General features: G+C 61.3%; 12 protein-coding genes. 8 read left to right on the forward strand and 4 right to left on the reverse strand.

Annotation, left to right across the window (positions count from 1 at the left end):
- Both ACZ5C7_RS05055 and ACZ5C7_RS05060 read right to left on the reverse strand, forming a co-directional pair.
- Positions 1-884, reverse strand: an 884-nt coding sequence (locus tag ACZ5C7_RS05055) for a chemotaxis protein CheW (RefSeq protein WP_464375264.1), incomplete at its 3' end; no start/stop codon positions are given.
- Positions 881-1780, reverse strand: a complete 900-nt coding sequence (locus ACZ5C7_RS05060; RefSeq protein ID WP_464375265.1) for a ParA family protein — start codon at positions 1778-1780, stop codon at positions 881-883. The genes ACZ5C7_RS05055 and ACZ5C7_RS05060, both read right to left, overlap by 4 nt.
- A 400-nt stretch (positions 1781-2180) precedes the next feature.
- Between ACZ5C7_RS05060 and ACZ5C7_RS05065 the strand changes: the two genes are divergently transcribed.
- The 3 genes from ACZ5C7_RS05065 to ACZ5C7_RS05075 all read left to right on the forward strand — a co-directional run bounded on the left by ACZ5C7_RS05065 (position 2181) and on the right by ACZ5C7_RS05075 (position 7470).
- Positions 2181-4175: a chemotaxis protein CheA gene (locus ACZ5C7_RS05065; protein WP_464375266.1), complete on the forward strand. Its 1995-nt coding sequence runs from the start codon at positions 2181-2183 to the stop codon at positions 4173-4175.
- A gap of 139 nt (positions 4176-4314) precedes the next feature.
- Positions 4315-5784 carry a globin-coupled sensor protein gene (locus ACZ5C7_RS05070; protein WP_464375267.1) on the forward strand — a complete coding sequence of 490 codons (1470 nt, stop codon included), beginning with the start codon at positions 4315-4317 and terminating at the stop codon, positions 5782-5784.
- Positions 5785-5970: 186 nt separating this feature from the next.
- Positions 5971-7470: a globin-coupled sensor protein gene (locus tag ACZ5C7_RS05075; RefSeq protein WP_464375268.1), complete on the forward strand. Its 1500-nt coding sequence runs from the start codon at positions 5971-5973 to the stop codon at positions 7468-7470.
- A gap of 72 nt (positions 7471-7542) precedes the next feature.
- Here ACZ5C7_RS05075 and ACZ5C7_RS05080 read toward each other — a convergent pair whose 3' ends face one another.
- A complete protein-coding gene (locus ACZ5C7_RS05080; RefSeq protein WP_464375269.1) occupies positions 7543-9123 on the reverse strand; it encodes an aldehyde dehydrogenase family protein in 1581 nt (526 codons plus the stop codon).
- A gap of 88 nt (positions 9124-9211) precedes the next feature.
- On the opposite strand from ACZ5C7_RS05080, the gene ACZ5C7_RS05085 reads away from it, so the two are divergent.
- Positions 9212-9964, forward strand: a complete 753-nt coding sequence (locus ACZ5C7_RS05085; RefSeq protein WP_464375270.1) for a helix-turn-helix domain-containing protein — start codon at positions 9212-9214, stop codon at positions 9962-9964.
- A 100-nt stretch (positions 9965-10064) separates the two neighbouring features.
- Positions 10065-11030: a proline dehydrogenase family protein gene (locus ACZ5C7_RS05090; RefSeq protein WP_464375271.1), complete on the forward strand. Its 966-nt coding sequence runs from the start codon at positions 10065-10067 to the stop codon at positions 11028-11030.
- On the opposite strand, the gene ACZ5C7_RS05095 is transcribed toward ACZ5C7_RS05090, so the two are convergent.
- A complete protein-coding gene (locus ACZ5C7_RS05095) occupies positions 11001-12320 on the reverse strand; it encodes an MFS transporter (RefSeq protein WP_464375272.1) in 1320 nt (439 codons plus the stop codon). The two genes, ACZ5C7_RS05090 and ACZ5C7_RS05095, sit on opposite strands and share 30 nt — an antisense overlap.
- Positions 12321-12441: 121 nt before the next feature.
- Here ACZ5C7_RS05095 and rtcA point away from each other — a divergent pair, with 121 nt between their 5' ends.
- The 3 genes from rtcA to ACZ5C7_RS05110 all read left to right on the forward strand — a co-directional run bounded on the left by rtcA (position 12442) and on the right by ACZ5C7_RS05110 (position 15886).
- Positions 12442-13500, forward strand: a complete 1059-nt coding sequence (gene rtcA, locus ACZ5C7_RS05100) for an RNA 3'-terminal phosphate cyclase (RefSeq protein ID WP_464375273.1) — start codon at positions 12442-12444, stop codon at positions 13498-13500.
- Between the two features lie 120 nt (positions 13501-13620).
- Entirely contained in the window at positions 13621-14574 is a 954-nt protein-coding gene (gene kdgK1 / locus ACZ5C7_RS05105; protein WP_464375274.1) for a bifunctional 2-dehydro-3-deoxygluconokinase/2-dehydro-3-deoxygalactonokinase, read from the forward strand.
- A 145-nt stretch (positions 14575-14719) separates the two neighbouring features.
- Positions 14720-15886: a hypothetical protein gene (locus ACZ5C7_RS05110; protein ID WP_464375275.1), complete on the forward strand. Its 1167-nt coding sequence runs from the start codon at positions 14720-14722 to the stop codon at positions 15884-15886.
- The last annotated feature ends 162 nt before the right edge of the window (positions 15887-16048 follow it).

The following is a 16048-nucleotide window of genomic DNA, read 5'->3' on the forward strand; positions in this document are numbered from 1 at the left end:
TCCATCTCCGAAATATCGTAGATCGGGGTGATGTCCGATTCGGCCGCCGATTCGACGTGGCTGATATCGTCGACGCGAACCCCGAGGCGGTGTTCGTCCTCGACTTCCTCCTGAACGATGATGTAGTCCCCACCCATGCCGTTTTCGTGGCTGGCGTTCGAGAGGTCGACGATCACTTTCGGATTCAAGACGGCGATGATCTTCCCTCGCATATCCGTCACGCCGTCGATCGGTTCCGGTGAACGCGGGTAGCGAGTCAGTCCCGACAGTTCCTCGACGGAACTGATGCTCTCGAGGGGAGCGGCGAACAGTTCGTCGTTGAGTTCGAAGTACAGCAGCTTCGTCTTCTCCGTTTCTTTCGTTTCAGTCTCCTCGCCCGTAACGAAGTCGATTTCCGTTTTCGTAACGGCCATTCGTTCGCCGGTAGCGACGCTGCCGAGTCCGGCCGTCGGTCCGTCGGCGGGTTCATCAGCGACCGGCTCGGCCGTCGTCTGCTGGGTATCGGTAGCTGTCTCGGGTTCGTGTTCGAGTTCCGCATTCATGTCGTTGTACTCGTAGACTGTCCCCGAATCGGAGCCGGTATCAGCGGCTTCGTTCGGTGACGAGGGGGGCTGCTCGGTCGAATCGCTGGACCCTTCGGGACCCGTACCGGTGACGGCGGTCGGTTCATCGCCGGTTTTCGTCGCTTCGGTAGTTTCGTCGGAGTCTTCAGTGGCTTCGTCGGTTGGCGCTTCAGGTGAGGATGTCGCCGACGTGCTCGGAGAGACGCCGAGTTTCTCGGCCTTCTTCTGTTCTTCCGCCGATAACTTCTCTCGAGTTCGAGAGCCAACGTCGGAGAGTTGATCCTCGAAATCGTCGTCTGGGTCTGTTGGGTCTTCGCTCATGCGTTTGCCTCCTGTTCGTGGTTCCGTTCTCGACGACGGCGGATACCATCGATCGAGAGCTCTTTCGCCGCCTCGACGTCGATACCGAACGCCGGTGGCTCGGTCTGTGCCATGACGAGTTGGACCAACTGATCGTAGGTCTCGAGTTCCGCGTTGGATAAGGACTCCTCGTAGGCGTAGAGCGACTGTTGGTTCTTTTTCGCTCTCGCGAAGGCGGCCCTGTGGTCCGTGACGACGCCTTTCTCCGCGAACGTCTCCTCGAACCAGTCGACGATCCGCTGGTGTTCTTTGGTCATCTTCGTCGAGTTGACCGTCATCAACGAAGCGAGATACTCGATATCGAGGTCGTGCATCATCTCGAGAACGTCGTACTGATCGAACAGCAGATCGACGGAGTGGGGCATCTCCGTTTCCGGAATCATCGGGATGACGATCTTTTCGCCGGCCGTAACTGCGTTCTTCGCGTACGGGGAGAAATCCGGCGGACAGTCACAGATAATATAGTGATACTCGTCCTCGAACTGGTCGAGAACTCGGCCGAAACGATTTTCTCCGGCATCCGCCGCGTCGAGTGGCGTTTTGTTCCCGTTGTACGATTGGTTCGCGGGAATCAGATCGAACTCCTCGTGGTCGGTTTCTACCAGTTCGGTGACCCGCTCCCACTTCGAGGGGTCGAGTAATACCTCATCCAGCGAGAGCGTGTCGAGATCAAAGTACTGCTCGCGTTTGCCGAGGTTCGCCGTCAACGTTCCCTGCGGGTCGAAATCGACCAGAAGAACGTCGAACCCGCGAGCCGAAAGCCCACCTGCGAGGTTCATGGCGGTGAACGTTTTTCCAGTCCCACCCTTCTGGAGCGACACGGCGATCACCTCCGGTGTCTGCTCTTCCGTAGTCATCCTCGCAGTTCCCCCGTTTGGTTGAGTGATAGAATCGTACTGTTATAGTGGTTCGTCATAAAACGACTCCCTCGGACACTGATAGTTGTATTCTCTCCTAATACGACGTTCGTGTGCTGTTACACGAGAACTGTCAGACGCAATCCGGATAACTGTTCTGGCCCCCTCTCCGGGGGATAGCAGGCCGTTCCACGAGACGGTGGTTCGAAGGAGGTGGCCAACCAGTTGTCGTTCAATCGAGTTGATGGATCGCGGATAGAATCAACACCACGATCAGCCCCAGAGAGGGGTTTTCAGGACCTATAGCGGCCGTGGACAGCCAATGCCGAAAGCATATCCAATCTGGTAACTCAGCCAACAAGCCTAAATCATTGGTATTCAACGTACTACGTATCAAGGTATGAGTGACGTTTTTGATACATTCATTCGCGAAAGTCAGGACGACCTTCTCCAACTCAATAACTCCCTGTTGGCTCTCGAGGACAACCCGAGTGACGCAGAAGCCATCGATGCGGTATTCAGGGTGAGTCACAACCTCAAAGGGAACTTCGGTGCGATGGGGTTCAAAGCGCCGTCAAATCTCGCACACGCGCTCGAGGACCTCTTAGACGAAGTGCGTGAGGGCGAGATGGCGGTGACGAACGACCGGATGAACCTCCTGTTCGAGGCGGTCGATTCGCTCGACGAGATGGTCACACAGATCGACGAATCTGGCGAGGTTCAACTCGATCCGAGCGCCACGGTCAATCAACTCCGAGCCGAAATCGACGGGAGCGACGGTGCGGAAGTCACCGCCGAAGCCGAATCCGGAACTGCGGCGGACTCCGATACTGAAACGGAAGCGGCGTCGATCGACATTCCGTTCGAGGCCCTCGCAGAGACGGACGCGACCGAAGCCGATTCGGTCTTCCACCTCGATCTCACCATCGGCGACGGGGAGTCGAATCTCGTCGACGCGATGTTTATTCTGGGGGACATTCAGGACGGCTACACCGTTCATGTGGGAGAGCCGCCGATAACCGACATCGAGTCCGGCGAGTTCGATAACGGGTTCGAGCTGTACGTCTCTCCGGACGAGCAGGCGGACGCCGAGGCGATCTTCGAGGAGTACGACGGCCATCGCTACCTCGAATCGGTGGAAGTCGTCGACGTAACCGGCGACGTCCGCGGCCGGTTCGCGGACGAAGAACCCAGCGACGATGACGATTCGTCGGCGGACGAAAGCGGTGGGTCGGTTCTCGATAATCACGATACGGAGATCGAATCGATCCGCGTCGACGTCACGACCATCGACGAGCTGTACAACCAGGTCGAGGAGATGGTGACGAGTCGGATCAAACTCCGGAACACGATCGAGGATCTGGGGGTCTCCGAAGTCGAAAAGGAACTCAGCGAACACGACAAGATCACCTCCAGAATTCAGGATACCGTCCTCGAGATGCGGCTCGTTCCGGTCAGGACCATCGCGGGACACTTCCCGCGACTCGTTCGCGATATCGCACAGGACCAGGGCAAAGAGATTGACTTCGAGATGACCGGCGTCGACATCGAGATGGATCGGTCGATCTTGAACGAGATGCGCGACCCCCTCGTCCACCTCATCCGAAACGCGATCGATCACGGGATCGAAGAACCGGACGTGCGAGAGGCAAAGGGGAAACCCAGAGAGGGGACCATCGAGCTTCGCGGAACGCGCGAACGGGATACGGTGACGCTGGCGATCGAAGACGACGGGGCGGGGTTGGACCCGGAACGGCTTCGCAAGAAAGCCGTCGAGAAGGACGTGATGAGTCCGGCGAAAGTCCAGTCGCTCGAGCGTTCGGAAGTCTACGAGCTGATTTTCCATCCCGGCTTCTCGACGAACGAAGAGGTCACCGATATCAGCGGCCGCGGCGTGGGGATGGACGTCGTCAACCGCGTCGTCCAGAGCGTCGACGGCGATATCGACGTCGAGAGCGAGCCCGGAGAGGGGACGTGCGTTACGTTAACCCTCCCGGTGAGCGTCGCGATCGAACGCGTGCTGTTCGTCGAGACGGGCGAGGAGGCGTACGGAATCCCGATCAAGAACGTCGACGACATCTCCGTCATCTCGGATCTGGACATTCAGTCCTTCGACGATTCGAAGATCCTCAGTCACGATTCGAAAACGTATCCGATCATCGACCTCGGCGAGTCGCTCTCCGTGCCGGACACCGAAAAACGGGACGACGACCTGATCGTTCGGGTCAAAGACGGCATTCGAAAAGTCGCACTGCGCTGTGACGGGATGAACGGCCAGGAGGAGGTCGTCATCAAGCCGTTCCACGGCTCGCTCAGTAGCACCGAAGGGATCAGCGGCGCGTCCGTCCTCGGGGAAGGCGACGTCGTGATGATCCTCGACGTCGAATCGTTGTAGGCGGTTTCTGAAACGAATCGACGCGATCGGACGGTTCACGACCATCGGTATCTCGTGAGCGGAAAAAGTACCGGGTTCAGGCGGTCTGGGCCAGTAAACCTAAACCCCGATAGTAACCAGATAAACACCAACGACTGACATGAGCGACGATTCATATCGAACGGATGGTGGGGGTGCAGTCGCTGTTGACCAGCTCGAGACGCTCGGAGTCGACGAACGGTCGCTGGCCTGGCGAAAAGAGTTTACGAGGTTCGACGAGAGCGACCGCCAACGACTCGAGGATATTTCTCCCGTTGTTCGGTCGAAGACGGACGAAATCACTCGAAAACTGGCCGACCATTCCGAACGGATGGGGACCGTCGAATCGGACGGTATCAGCGATCTTCGACGACAAGCGGCCGCGTACCTGGACGATATCGGCTCGGGAACGTACGATAAACGCTACTTCGAAAAGCGGGCGAAAACCGGCGAGTACCACGAGGAGATCGGCGTCGGGCCGAGCATCGTGATCGGAACGTACGGTCTGTACTACGAGGTGCTGGCCGAAGAGATCGCAACCGACGTCCTCGAGGAGATCGGCGTCGAGGGAGTCGACGCCGATGCCGACGTTTCCGTCGGCGACGTTCAGGACGGCGTCGAGACGATCGTCCAGCGGATCGTCTCGATGTCGAAGCTACTGAACCTCGACCAACAGGTCGCGGTTGACGAGTACGTCGAATCCTATACCGGCCTCGAGGAAGGTATCGAACGTCGCGAATCGATCGCCCAGAACACTCAGGAAATGATTGCCGAACTCCGAGACGCAACCGAGGACGTTCGGGAAGCGACCACGGAAATCGATTCGATGACGACGAACCAGTCCGAATCGATCTCGACGGTCACCAGCGAGGTCTCGACGGTCTCTGCGACCGTCGAAGAAGTCGCCTCGAACGCCCAAGAAGTCAGTTCGACGAGCGATGAAAGCGCCGAGTTCGTCGAAGACTCGCTCGAGAACGGCGAGCAGGCGATCGAGAGTATGAACAGCGTCGAGGACGCGACAGAACGAGTTTCCGAGGACGTCGAAGCGCTGCGCGAGGGCGTCGAAGAGATCGACGAGGTCGTCGAAGTCATCAACGATATCGCGGACCAGACGAACCTGCTGGCGGTCAACGCATCCATCGAAGCGGCAGATAGCGGACAGACGGGTGACCGATTCGCCGTCGTCGCGAACGAAGTGAAGTCGCTGGCCGAAAACTCGAAAGAGGAGGCCAAAAACATCGAACGCACGGTAAACGAGATCCAGCAGGATACCGAACACACCGCAACGAGTCTCGAGACGGCCATCGAAGAATTGGACGAGAGCGTACAGATGGTACAGAAAACGGTCGACAACCTCTCACAGATCGAGGAACTGGTGAGCGACACGTCCGAGGGAATCAATCAAGTTGCGGAGGCGACCGACGATCAGGCCGCGAGCATCGAGGAGGTCGCGAGTATGACAGAAGAGGCAAATCGTCAGACTAAAGAAGTATCCTCGAAATCCGAGGAGATCTCCGATGTCGCGGGCGAGCAGTTCGAACTCATGAACGACCTCGAATCGGAAGCGAAGCGGCTCACAGAGGACGAATAAGGCGAATACGTTCGGTTCGCAGTCCACTCCAGAGAGCGATCAGTTCCGTCTTTAGAAACGTGATCCGTTGGAATAACAAGTGGATTTATATACGTAACAGAGAATTACAAACGCGTTATTATGACCGGCGATGGGAGTGAGTATAAAATCTCTGATGACGAGAGGAGGAACGTAATCGGATCGCAGTTGACTAACGAACTCGGCATCGATGCGGGCCGAATCGAATGGCGAAAAGAATACACGCGGTTCGACCGGGAGGACGTCGCTCGCCTCGAGTCGATGTCGGGCCTGTTCGACGACATCGCGGACGACCTCGTCGACGAATTCTACGCGCATTTGCAGTCTCACGACGAGACGGTCGCGATAATAGACTCCTCGAGCAAGCAGGTCGAGAGCCTCAAACGAACGCAGGCGGAGTATCTCAGAGACCTCGGTCGCGGGGAGTACGGGAAAGAGTACGTCGACCGGCGGGCCAAAATCGGGAAGCTTCACGATATGCTCGATCTCGGTCCGGAAATCTATCTGGGGGCGTATTCGATCTATTACGAGGGGATTCTGAGCGAGGTCGGCGCTGTAGCCAAAGAGCGACCGAAGCTATCAGACGCCGCTTCGACTTCGGTCACGGACGGCGGCGCGACGACCGCGGAAACGCAACAGGATGAACCGATGCTCACCGCGAGCGAGGCACAAGAGGCGGTCGACGACGCCGTCGACGAGGTCGTCGACCGGGCGCTCTCGGCGCTCAAACTCACCAACCTCGACCAGCAGGTCGTGATGGATACGTACATCCACTCCTACGCGGATATCGAGGAAGAACTCGAGCGCCGGGAACGGGTGACCGAAAGCGTCGAAGAGAGCGTTTCAGAACTTCGTGATTCGGCCGACAGCGCCGTGGCCCAGTCGAACGAAGTCGGTCAGCTCGCCGAGGACCAGGTCGAATCGATGTCGCAGGTTTCGGGCGAAGTCTCGAGTCTCTCGGCCACCGTCGAGGAGATCGCCTCGAACGCGGAGGAGGTCAGTTCGACCAGCGAGAACGCGAAAGATATCGCCGACAACGCCTCCGATACTGCCGAAGACGCACTCGAGAAGATGGAGAGTCTCGAGGAGGCCGCGGCGGAAGTCTCGGACGACATCGAGAAACTCAGAGAACGGGTCGAGCGCATCGACGAGATCGTCAAGGTCATAAACACGATCGCTGACCAGACGAATCTGCTCGCGGTGAACGCGTCGATCGAGGCGGCGACTGCGGGGGAAGCGGGAGACAGCTTCGCCGTCGTCGCCGACGAGGTCAAATCGCTCGCCGAGGAGTCCCAGGAGGAGGCCAAAAACATCGAACAGATGGTCGATCAGATCCAGAAAGATACCGAAAGCACCGTCGAAAGCATCGATCGGGCGGGAGCGGAGACCGACGACGCGGTCGAGCTCGTCGAGGACGCCGCCGAGGATCTCAGTCGGATCGAAACCTCCGTTCGAGAGGCGACGACCGGTATTCAGGAGGTCGCCGATGCGACGGACGATCAGGCCGCGAGTACCGAGGAAGTCGCCAGCATGACCGACTCATCAATGGGGAAAGCCGAAGAAATCTCCGCTGCGAGCGAACAGATCGCGAGGGCCAACGAACAGCAGGCCGAACTCGCAAAGGAGATCGAGGAGGAAATCGACCGATTGCGCGACAACGAGTACTGATCGGCTGTTTCCGATCGGCTTCTCAATCTCACACCGTCTTCATCGATCGGCTTCTCCCACCGTTGTCCCCGGTCAGTCGTCGGTCAAGATATCCGCGGAGAGACCCTGCGCCATCTCGATGTCTTTCGAGTTGTTGAGCGTGAACGCGGTTCGTTCAGTAACTGCTTCGATGGCCTCTCGAGCGCTCGGGTAGCCGTTGCCCGACTTCTTCACGCCGCCGAAGGGGAGGTGGACTTCTGCGCCGATACACGGCAGGTTCGCGTAGGCCAGTCCGACCTCGCCGTCGTCGCGGAATTGGTGGATCTTGCGGTAATCCTCGCTGACGATGGCCCCGGCGAGTCCGTAGTTCGTGTCGTTGTGGATCTCGAGTGCCCGGTCCATGTCGCCCGAGTATTCGATCAGGGCGACGTGCGGGCCGAAACACTCCTCTTGCAGACATCGCAGGTCGGAGTCGTACTCGAGTTCGTAGACGAACGGGCCGACCCAGTGACCGTTCGCGAAGCTCCCGCTTCGCTCACCATCGGCGGCAGTGGCCGCCCCTTCTTGATGACCGTCGGGTATCTCCTCGTCCTCGAGTTCGAATCGATCGACGAGCACCTCGGCCCCTTCCTGTCTGGCCAGTTCGTTGTGCTTTTCGATCTTTTCGACGTGCTGGGACTCGATGGCGGGACCCATAAAGGTCTCCTCGGCTAGCGGATCGCCGACGGAAATGCTCTGTGCGACCTCGACGAAGCGCTCTTTGAACTCGTCGTAGACCTCCTCGTGGACGATAAGTCGCTCGCTCGAGACGCAGCGCTGGCCGGTCGTCTTGAAACTCGACATGATCGCCGAGTGGATCGCGATGTCCATGTCGGCGTCCTCAGCGATGATAATCCCGTTTTTGCCGCCCATCTCGCAGGCCGCGAGCTTGCCGGGTTCGGCGCCGACCTTACCGGCGATCTCGTGGCCGACTTCCGCGGAACCGGTAAAGAGGACGGTATCGACGCGCTCGTCGTCCGTGATGGCCGCGCCGGCGTCGCCGAAGCCCTGAACCATGTTAAAGACCCCGTCGGGAATATCCGCGTCTTCGAACATCTCGGCGATGATCTGACCGCACCACGGCGTCTGTTCCGCGGGTTTCCAGACGACCGTGTTCCCCTCGACCAGCGCGATGGCCATGTGCCAGAAGGGGATCGCGACGGGGAAGTTCCAGGGGGTGATACAGCCGACGACGCCGCGTGGTTTTCGCCGCATGTAGGCGTCCTTCGAGGCGATTTCGCTCGGAACGACGTCGCCGTGGGGATGGCGGGCGTTGGCGGCAGCCCACTCGACCATGTGGTAGGCCTCGATAACGTCCGCTTTTCCTTCCGAAATCTCCTTGCCGCACTCTTTGGTGACGATTTTCCCCAGTTCGTCCGTCCGCTCGCGCAGTTCGTGGTAGATATCCCAGAGGTACTCTGCCCGGTCGATGTAGGAGAGCGCTCGCCACTCTTCGGCGGCTTCATCGGCTGCCTCGAGAGCGGCGTCGACATCCGCCTCGGTTCCCTGCTCGAACGTCGCGAGTGTCTCACCCGTTGCCGGGTTTTCGCTGTCGAACGTTTCCCCTCCGTTACCGTCGGTCCACTCGCCCGCGATATAGTGAGTGTACGTCTCGTTGGTAGATTGCTGATCCATAGTTGTTCATCGGTCTCCAGCGAATAGTAGCCTCCCCTCCCATGGTCGGGAGGGAGGTTTAAACGTACGTGCGTGATACTAGCAGACAATGGCGACGACAGAGCCCGCGGACGAGTATCCGGCGGGGGGTGCACGGCTCACGCTCGAGATCTGGCATCCGGACTGCTGGACGCTCGAGGTAACGGAGGCGACCGACGCCAGTCTCCTCGCACATACCGTCTACAACGCAACCGACGGCCAGGTCAAGGGTCACTTTACGGCCTACGGGGACTCGCTGGCCGAAACGAAGGAACTGATCGAGGCGACTCGAAACTCGCCGCTGACGGACTCCGTCGTCGTAATGCAACGCAGGTACGAGTTCGACGAGTCCAAAGCCGTTCCGGGAAACACCGCCCGCGAACTGTTCGTCGAGTATGATCCGATCCACACGATCAGCGACGCGCTCGCATCGGAGGGGTTCATCCAGGAGTCGGCGGTTCGGATCCGCGACGGCACCGAGTTCTGGTCCGTCTTCGTCGGCGATACCGATCGCGACCGGCTTCACGAGCGACTCGAGGCCGTCAGGGAGAAGGGGTCGGCCGAGATTACGGTCACGAAGATTACCACGAACGACGCGTTCAGCGACGAGAGCCCCGGTCGCGTCGCACTGCTTTCGACGCGCCAACGCGAAATCTTCGAACTCGCGTGCGAGCACAACTACTACGCCTGGCCCCGAGAAATCACGACGCGAGAACTCGCCGATAAGGCGGACGTTTCGAAGACGACGCTGCTCGAGCACCTCCGAAAGGCCGAGGCGAAACTCCTTGACCCGGCTATCGAAGAAGTAACCAACCCACTGTGAGTGAGAGGGACGCGATCGACGGGGATAATTTCTGGAGAAAGTTACTGAATCGTTTGGTCGGTGTTGCGGTTAAGAGTACGCCCCCGCTAGATTACGCTAGATGATTCCACCGATCGCCAGTCGGTTCGTCGCCGGCGAGTCGCCTCCGGAAGCGCTCGAGCACGTCAAAGAGCTCAACGACGACGGCGTCGGGGCGATCCTTAACTTGCTCGGCGAGCACCACGAGGACCCGGACGTGATCGCCGAGGACACCGACGCGTACTGCTCGCTCGTCGAGTCGATCGCACGGTCGGGCTTCGACGCCTGTATCTCGGTCAAACCGTCGCAGATCGGCCTCGATATCGGCCCGGATACGTTCGAATCGAACCTCGAGCAGATCGTTTCGCACGCGGTCGAACGGGGCGTTTTCGTCTGGGTAGATATGGAAAACCACACGACGACGGACGCCACCATCGACGCGTACGAACGGATCGCTCGAGAGTACTCCCCCGCAGAGACGGACGAATCGATGGAATCGGCGGAGCTCGAAGTGGTCGAGACCGTCGACGGCGGGGCAGGCTCCGAAGGAGTGGTGCTCGAAGAGGATGCGGCGCTCGAGGAACGAACGACGGTCGAGGGGGTCGTCGGGCTCTGTTTGCAAGCGAACCTGAAACGCACGCGCGACGATCTCGACCGACTGGCCGACGTTCCGGGAAAAGTTAGACTCGTCAAGGGAGCCTACGACGAGCCGAAAGCGATCGCCTACAAGGATAAAGACCGCGTCGACGAGGCCTATCGAACCCTGCTCGAGGACGCCTTCGAAAACCGCGACGGGGGCATCGCGATCGGAAGTCACGATCCGGCGATGATCGCGTACGCTCGAGAACTCCACGAGGAGTACGGAACGCCGTACGAAGTCCAGATGCTGATGGGCGTTCGGGAGGACGCCCAGCGCGAACTGGCGGCCGAGGGCGTCACGGTCTATCAGTACGTTCCCTACGGCTCGCGCTGGCTCCTGTACTTCTATCGCCGCGTTCGCGAGCGCAAGGAGAACCTGTTATTCGCCGCTCGAGCGATCCTCTCGTGAGTGAGGATGGGGGCTCGAGCGATCGGTGTTGACGAACAGCCAGATCGTACACGCGAAGGCGATCACGCCGGCGACGGTTGCGATCCCGAAGGCTAGCTGGTAGCCGGTCTCCGTGTAGACCCGGACGCCGCCGACGAGTTCGCCCGTCCAGTAGGCGTCGAGCACCGAGCCCATCACCGTCGGGAGCATCGCGGCGCCGAAAAAGGAGGCCCCGTTTATCGTCCCCGTCGAAATGCCGCTCGCACTGCTCGGATGTCTGTCCTTGACGATCGCGTAGCCGAGCAGGAACGAGCCGAACAACACTCCGGTGAGGAAGAAGGCGACGGCGACGATCGGGAGCGGCGGGTCGCCGGTAACGGCGATCACCGCGAGCGTGATCGCGAAACAGGCTCCGCCACCGATCATCAACTCGACGCGGCGCTCGAGGCGGTCCGAGAGCCAGCCGAACGCGGGCGGCCCGACCATCACGCCGAGACCGCCGAGCAGGGTGAACACCGAGGCGTAGGTCACCGAGACGTCGTACAGCTGCACGACGTAGGGAACGCCCCACAGCCCGAAGATGGTGAGGTTGACGCCGTTCGCACAGAACAGCATGATGCTCACGACCCAGATCCAGCGGTCCCGGAGGATGGCCGAGAGGTGGGTGCGAAGTTCGGCGTTGGTGAGCGTCGACTGGCCGGGGACGCCGTCGATCTGCTCGAAGCCGGCCGCCTCGGGCGTGTCTCGAACGAAGACGAACACGGCGATGGCACAGAGGAGCCCGAGAGCGCCGAGCCAGCCGATCGAGACGCGCCAGCCGGTCGCGTCGACGGCGACTGCGAGCGGGGTCGTCGCGAGGACGCCGCCGACGCCGGAGACCGCGAAGCTCAGGCCGCTCACCGTCGCGAACTCGTCCGCGCGGAACCAGTTCGCACAGAACCGAAGGATACAGACGAAGATGACGCTCCCGCCGAGGCCGACTAGCCCGCGGGCGACGCCAGCGGCGAGGTAGCTGTCCGCGAGGGCGAACCAGATCGCGCCGACGTTCATCACCACGCCGCCCGCGGCCGCCGTCACGCGGGGTCCGACGCGGTCCGCGAGGATTCCCGTGGGAATCTGCATGAACGCGTAGACCCAGAAGAAGACGGCGTGGAGCGTCCCGAGTTGGGCACCCGACGTGCCGAAGGCGACCATGAGATCCTCGGCTAACACCGCCGAAGAGAGTCGGTTGATATTGACCAGAAGGAATGTCACGCCGAGCGTTCCCCAGAGTAACCAACGACGTCGGAGCGGATCCTGCCAGAGACGCATTCGGTCGAACTCTCCCTCCGAGCACCGAAAGTCTCTCGAAAGTGAACTCGAAACCGAACGCGAACCGGGCCGCTATCTCCCAGCGGTAGATGGATTACCCTCCCAGCCACAAGCAGTATCCATGCGCGAACTCGACGGCGCGGACGCCGGCGGCCAGTTCGTCCGGACGGCGCTCTCGCTCTCGGCCCTCGAGAACGTACCGATCCGGATCGAGAACGTCCGAGGGGATCGGTCGACTCCCGGGCTCAGGCACCAGCATCTCGCCGTCCTCGAGACGATGGGTGCCGTCTGCGACGCCGACGTTTCGGGCGACGAGGTCGGCTCGGACACCGTGACGTTCGAGCCGAGCGGTGGCTCCGTGGGGGACCGAACCGGCATCTCCGGCGGCAATTACGCCGTCGACATCGGAACCGCGGGGAGCATCACGCTCCTATTCGACGCCGTCTTGCCGCTCGCGACGGCGCTCGAGGAACCCCTTTCGATCACCGCCACGGGCGGAACCGACGTCGCGTGGTCGCCGCCGATCGAGTACTCGAGGGAGGTCAAATTCCCGGTGCTCCGAACCTTCGGACTCGAGGCCTGTCTCGACGTTGACCGGCGCGGGTTCTATCCGGACGGGGGCGGGAAGGCGACGCTCCACGTGGCTCCCTCGAAACTCGAGCCGATCGACCTCGAGACGCGCGGCAGCGTCGACGGCGTTCGGTGTTATTCGACCGAATCGGCGTCGCTCGCTGACAGCGACGTGGCCGCTCGGCAGGTCGAGGGCGCGCTCGAACGCCTCTCGAATACGAGTGGTTCGTCGAACCGGAACGGCGGACCCGAGGTCCGAACCCGACGGGAGACCACCGTCTCGAGCGACTCGCCCGGCTCGGCGATCGTCCTCCGGCTGGAACACGCGGGTGGACTGGCAGGCTTCAGTTCGCTCGGAGAGCGAGGGAAACCGGCCGAGCGAGTCGGCGAGGACGCGGCCGACGCGGCGAATCGATTCCTCGAGTCCGGAGCGGCGGTCGATCGGCACCTGGGCGACCAGTTGCTCGTCTTTCTCGCGCTCGCCGGCGGACGGGTTCGGATTCCGGCCGTGACCGAACACGTCGAGGCCAGTTTGGACCTGCTCGAGCGGTTCGGCTTCGATTTCGGTCGCGAGCGTGCGGACGACGCCGTTCTCGTGAGTCGAGCGTAGGTGGAGGACAGTCCCGACGAACCCCTTCGAGAGATCAGTATACCTTTTATTACACCCCTTCGTTTTGCCAGACATGACCGAATTACGGCGGACTGAACGACCGCTGGGAGGACCGAACCCGTGAGCGAGCTCGTGACGTTCGGCGAGACCATGCTTCGACTCTCGCCGGCTGGAAGCGAGCGAATCGAAACCGCGGGCGAGTTCGAGGTTCGCGCGGCGGGTGCAGAGAGCAACGTCGCGATCGCGGCCGAACGCCTCGGCGCGTCGGCGGCCTGGTTCTCGAAGCTTCCGGACAACCCGCTGGGACGACGCGTTGCCGGCGATCTCGACCGATACGGCATCGACGCCGATCCGGTCTGGACCCAGGAGGGACGACAGGGAACGTACTACCTCGAGCAGGCGGGCAAACCCCGCGGAACGAACGTCGTCTACGATCGCGAGAACGCGGCGGTGACGACCGCCGAAGCCGACGAATTCGACCTCGAGGAGATCCGAAACGCCGAGGTCTTTTTCACCTCGGGGATCACGCCCGCGCTTTCCTCGACGCTCGAGGAGACGACGGCGAGGCTGCTCGAGACTGCAAGCCGGGCCGGGACGACGACGGCGTTCGACCTGAACTACCGGCAGAAACTCTGGAGCGCGTCCGAGGCGAAGGAGACGCTGACGGCGCTCTTCGACGATATCGACGTACTCGTCGTCGCCGCTCGAGATGCCCGGCACGTGCTCGATCTCGAGGGCGACGCCCGGGAGTTGGCGGAGACGCTCGGAACCGAGCACGACTTCGAGACGGTCGTCATCACCCGCGGCGCGGAGGGGGCACTCGCCTGGCACGAGGGCGAGTTCCACGACCACGACGCCTACGAAACCGACACCGTCGACCCGATCGGGACCGGCGACGCGTTCACCGGCGCGTTCCTCGCTCGACGAATCGACGGCGACGGCGTCTCGAGCGCGCTCGAGTACGGCGCTGCGACCGCGGCGCTCAAACGGACGATTCCCGGCGACGTAGCGGTCGTGACACCGGAAGAGGTCGAATCAGTCATCGACGAACAGACATCGGACATTTCGCGGTAACCGGCTGGAAACGGGTTTTGCGTCTCTTTGCGGTCTTCCGGAGGAAGCCATCGTCGCTGCGAGATTGCGTGTGTGCGAATGTCGATCACAATTGGACGGTTTTGTCAGAAACTGCTTTACGGTACCATCGGAAGTTGAGACTGTCATGTCCAGAATAACGGCGATCGCACTCGCAGTATTAATGACGACCGCGACGCTCTCAGTCGCCGCCGTCGGTGGGGCTGTGGGCGCAGGTGCACAGGAATCGACCCAGTCGGTCGACGCGAACGGCGAGGCGTACGTAGGGACGCACGTCGAATTCGGAACCTCGAGTAACGCCGTGACCGGCTACAACGTCGGCGGCGAGACGGTGTTCGAAAACGTCTCCGTCGAGTCCCAGAGCGAACACGAGAGTGAGACGGGAATCGGCGGGAGTTCGAGCGTCGATGCGGTGACGAACGTCTCCGGACTGGGACTCGAGTTGAGCGCCCAGACCGAGACGCGAGCGGAAGTCGAATCCGAAGGCTCGGCTTCGATGACCGCTCACGATAGCGACCGCGGGATCCTCACCGTCGACGCTGGCGAGGAATCACAGTACGTCGAAGCGACGCTCTCCGGCGAGCACAACACGACCGCAGAGAGCAACGGCGACGCCGTCGTGATCGAGAGCGACAACCGAAGCGGGGCGTTCGTCGTCGCCGGCGACGGCCAGGTCGACGTCAACGACAACGGCGACGTGACCGCCGAACTCGAGAGCGACTCGACGCTCGTCTACCGGTCGTACGACGACGGCCAGCGCGACGATGAGGCCCAAGAACAAGAGCAACTGATCGCCGACGGCACGGCGACCGCCGAAGTGTACGTCGACGAGCAGGACGGCGAACGGGTCGCCGACGTGGCCACGTACGGCCAGGACATCGCGATCGAAACCCAGGCCGAAAGCGAGGAGCGTCTCGAGATGACCGCCGAACGCGCCGAAAGTGAAGGAACGGTCATCATCACGAGCATCTCCGAGGCGGCGATCGCGGGTGCCGAATCGGCTGAGAACCTCGAGGTGACCGTCGACGGCGAGGCCGCAGTTGAAGCCTCGTCCTACAGCGAACTCGAGGGTGCCATCGGCGGCGACGAATCCGCGTACATGGTCTCCCAGTCGAGCGAGGCCGACGCAGCGGTCGACGTCCTCATCGGCGTCAACCACTTCTCGGAGCGCGACGTGGCGGTCCAGAACGCGGGCGACGACGACGGCGCACTCGGCGACAGCGTGCCCGGCTTCGGCGTCGGCGTTTCGGTTATCGCGTTGCTCTCGGCCGCGGCCGCTCGAGTCGGTCTCTAATCGAGACGGTGAGTATAGGGACGAATTGATCGGTTGTGTTCGTATTTTCTTCTCGATAGTATCAGGTCTAGAGGTACGAGAGAAGAGTAAACGCCCTCATCGGGCCCGAGGTCCGCGGACTTCGCAACTCCGGGCTGTGGCGCGCGCTGGCGAAACGGCGGG

Source organism: Halostagnicola alkaliphila (assembly GCF_055379965.1).

What these genes read in the sequence shown, in the direction of transcription:
- rtcA (WP_464375273.1), top strand. Translation starts at nt 12,442, where the DNA reads ATGCGCGAACTCGACGGCGCGGACGCCGGCGGCCAGTTCGTCCGGACG.
- ACZ5C7_RS05060 (WP_464375265.1), bottom strand. Translation starts at nt 1,780, where the DNA reads ATGACTACGGAAGAGCAGACACCGGAGGTGATCGCCGTGTCGCTCCAG.
- ACZ5C7_RS05110 (WP_464375275.1), top strand. Translation starts at nt 14,720, where the DNA reads ATGTCCAGAATAACGGCGATCGCACTCGCAGTATTAATGACGACCGCG.
- ACZ5C7_RS05085 (WP_464375270.1), top strand. Translation starts at nt 9,212, where the DNA reads ATGGCGACGACAGAGCCCGCGGACGAGTATCCGGCGGGGGGTGCACGG.
- ACZ5C7_RS05090 (WP_464375271.1), top strand. Translation starts at nt 10,065, where the DNA reads ATGATTCCACCGATCGCCAGTCGGTTCGTCGCCGGCGAGTCGCCTCCG.
- ACZ5C7_RS05095 (WP_464375272.1), bottom strand. Translation starts at nt 12,320, where the DNA reads ATGCGTCTCTGGCAGGATCCGCTCCGACGTCGTTGGTTACTCTGGGGA.
- ACZ5C7_RS05070 (WP_464375267.1), top strand. Translation starts at nt 4,315, where the DNA reads ATGAGCGACGATTCATATCGAACGGATGGTGGGGGTGCAGTCGCTGTT.
- ACZ5C7_RS05080 (WP_464375269.1), bottom strand. Translation starts at nt 9,123, where the DNA reads ATGGATCAGCAATCTACCAACGAGACGTACACTCACTATATCGCGGGC.
- ACZ5C7_RS05065 (WP_464375266.1), top strand. Translation starts at nt 2,181, where the DNA reads ATGAGTGACGTTTTTGATACATTCATTCGCGAAAGTCAGGACGACCTT.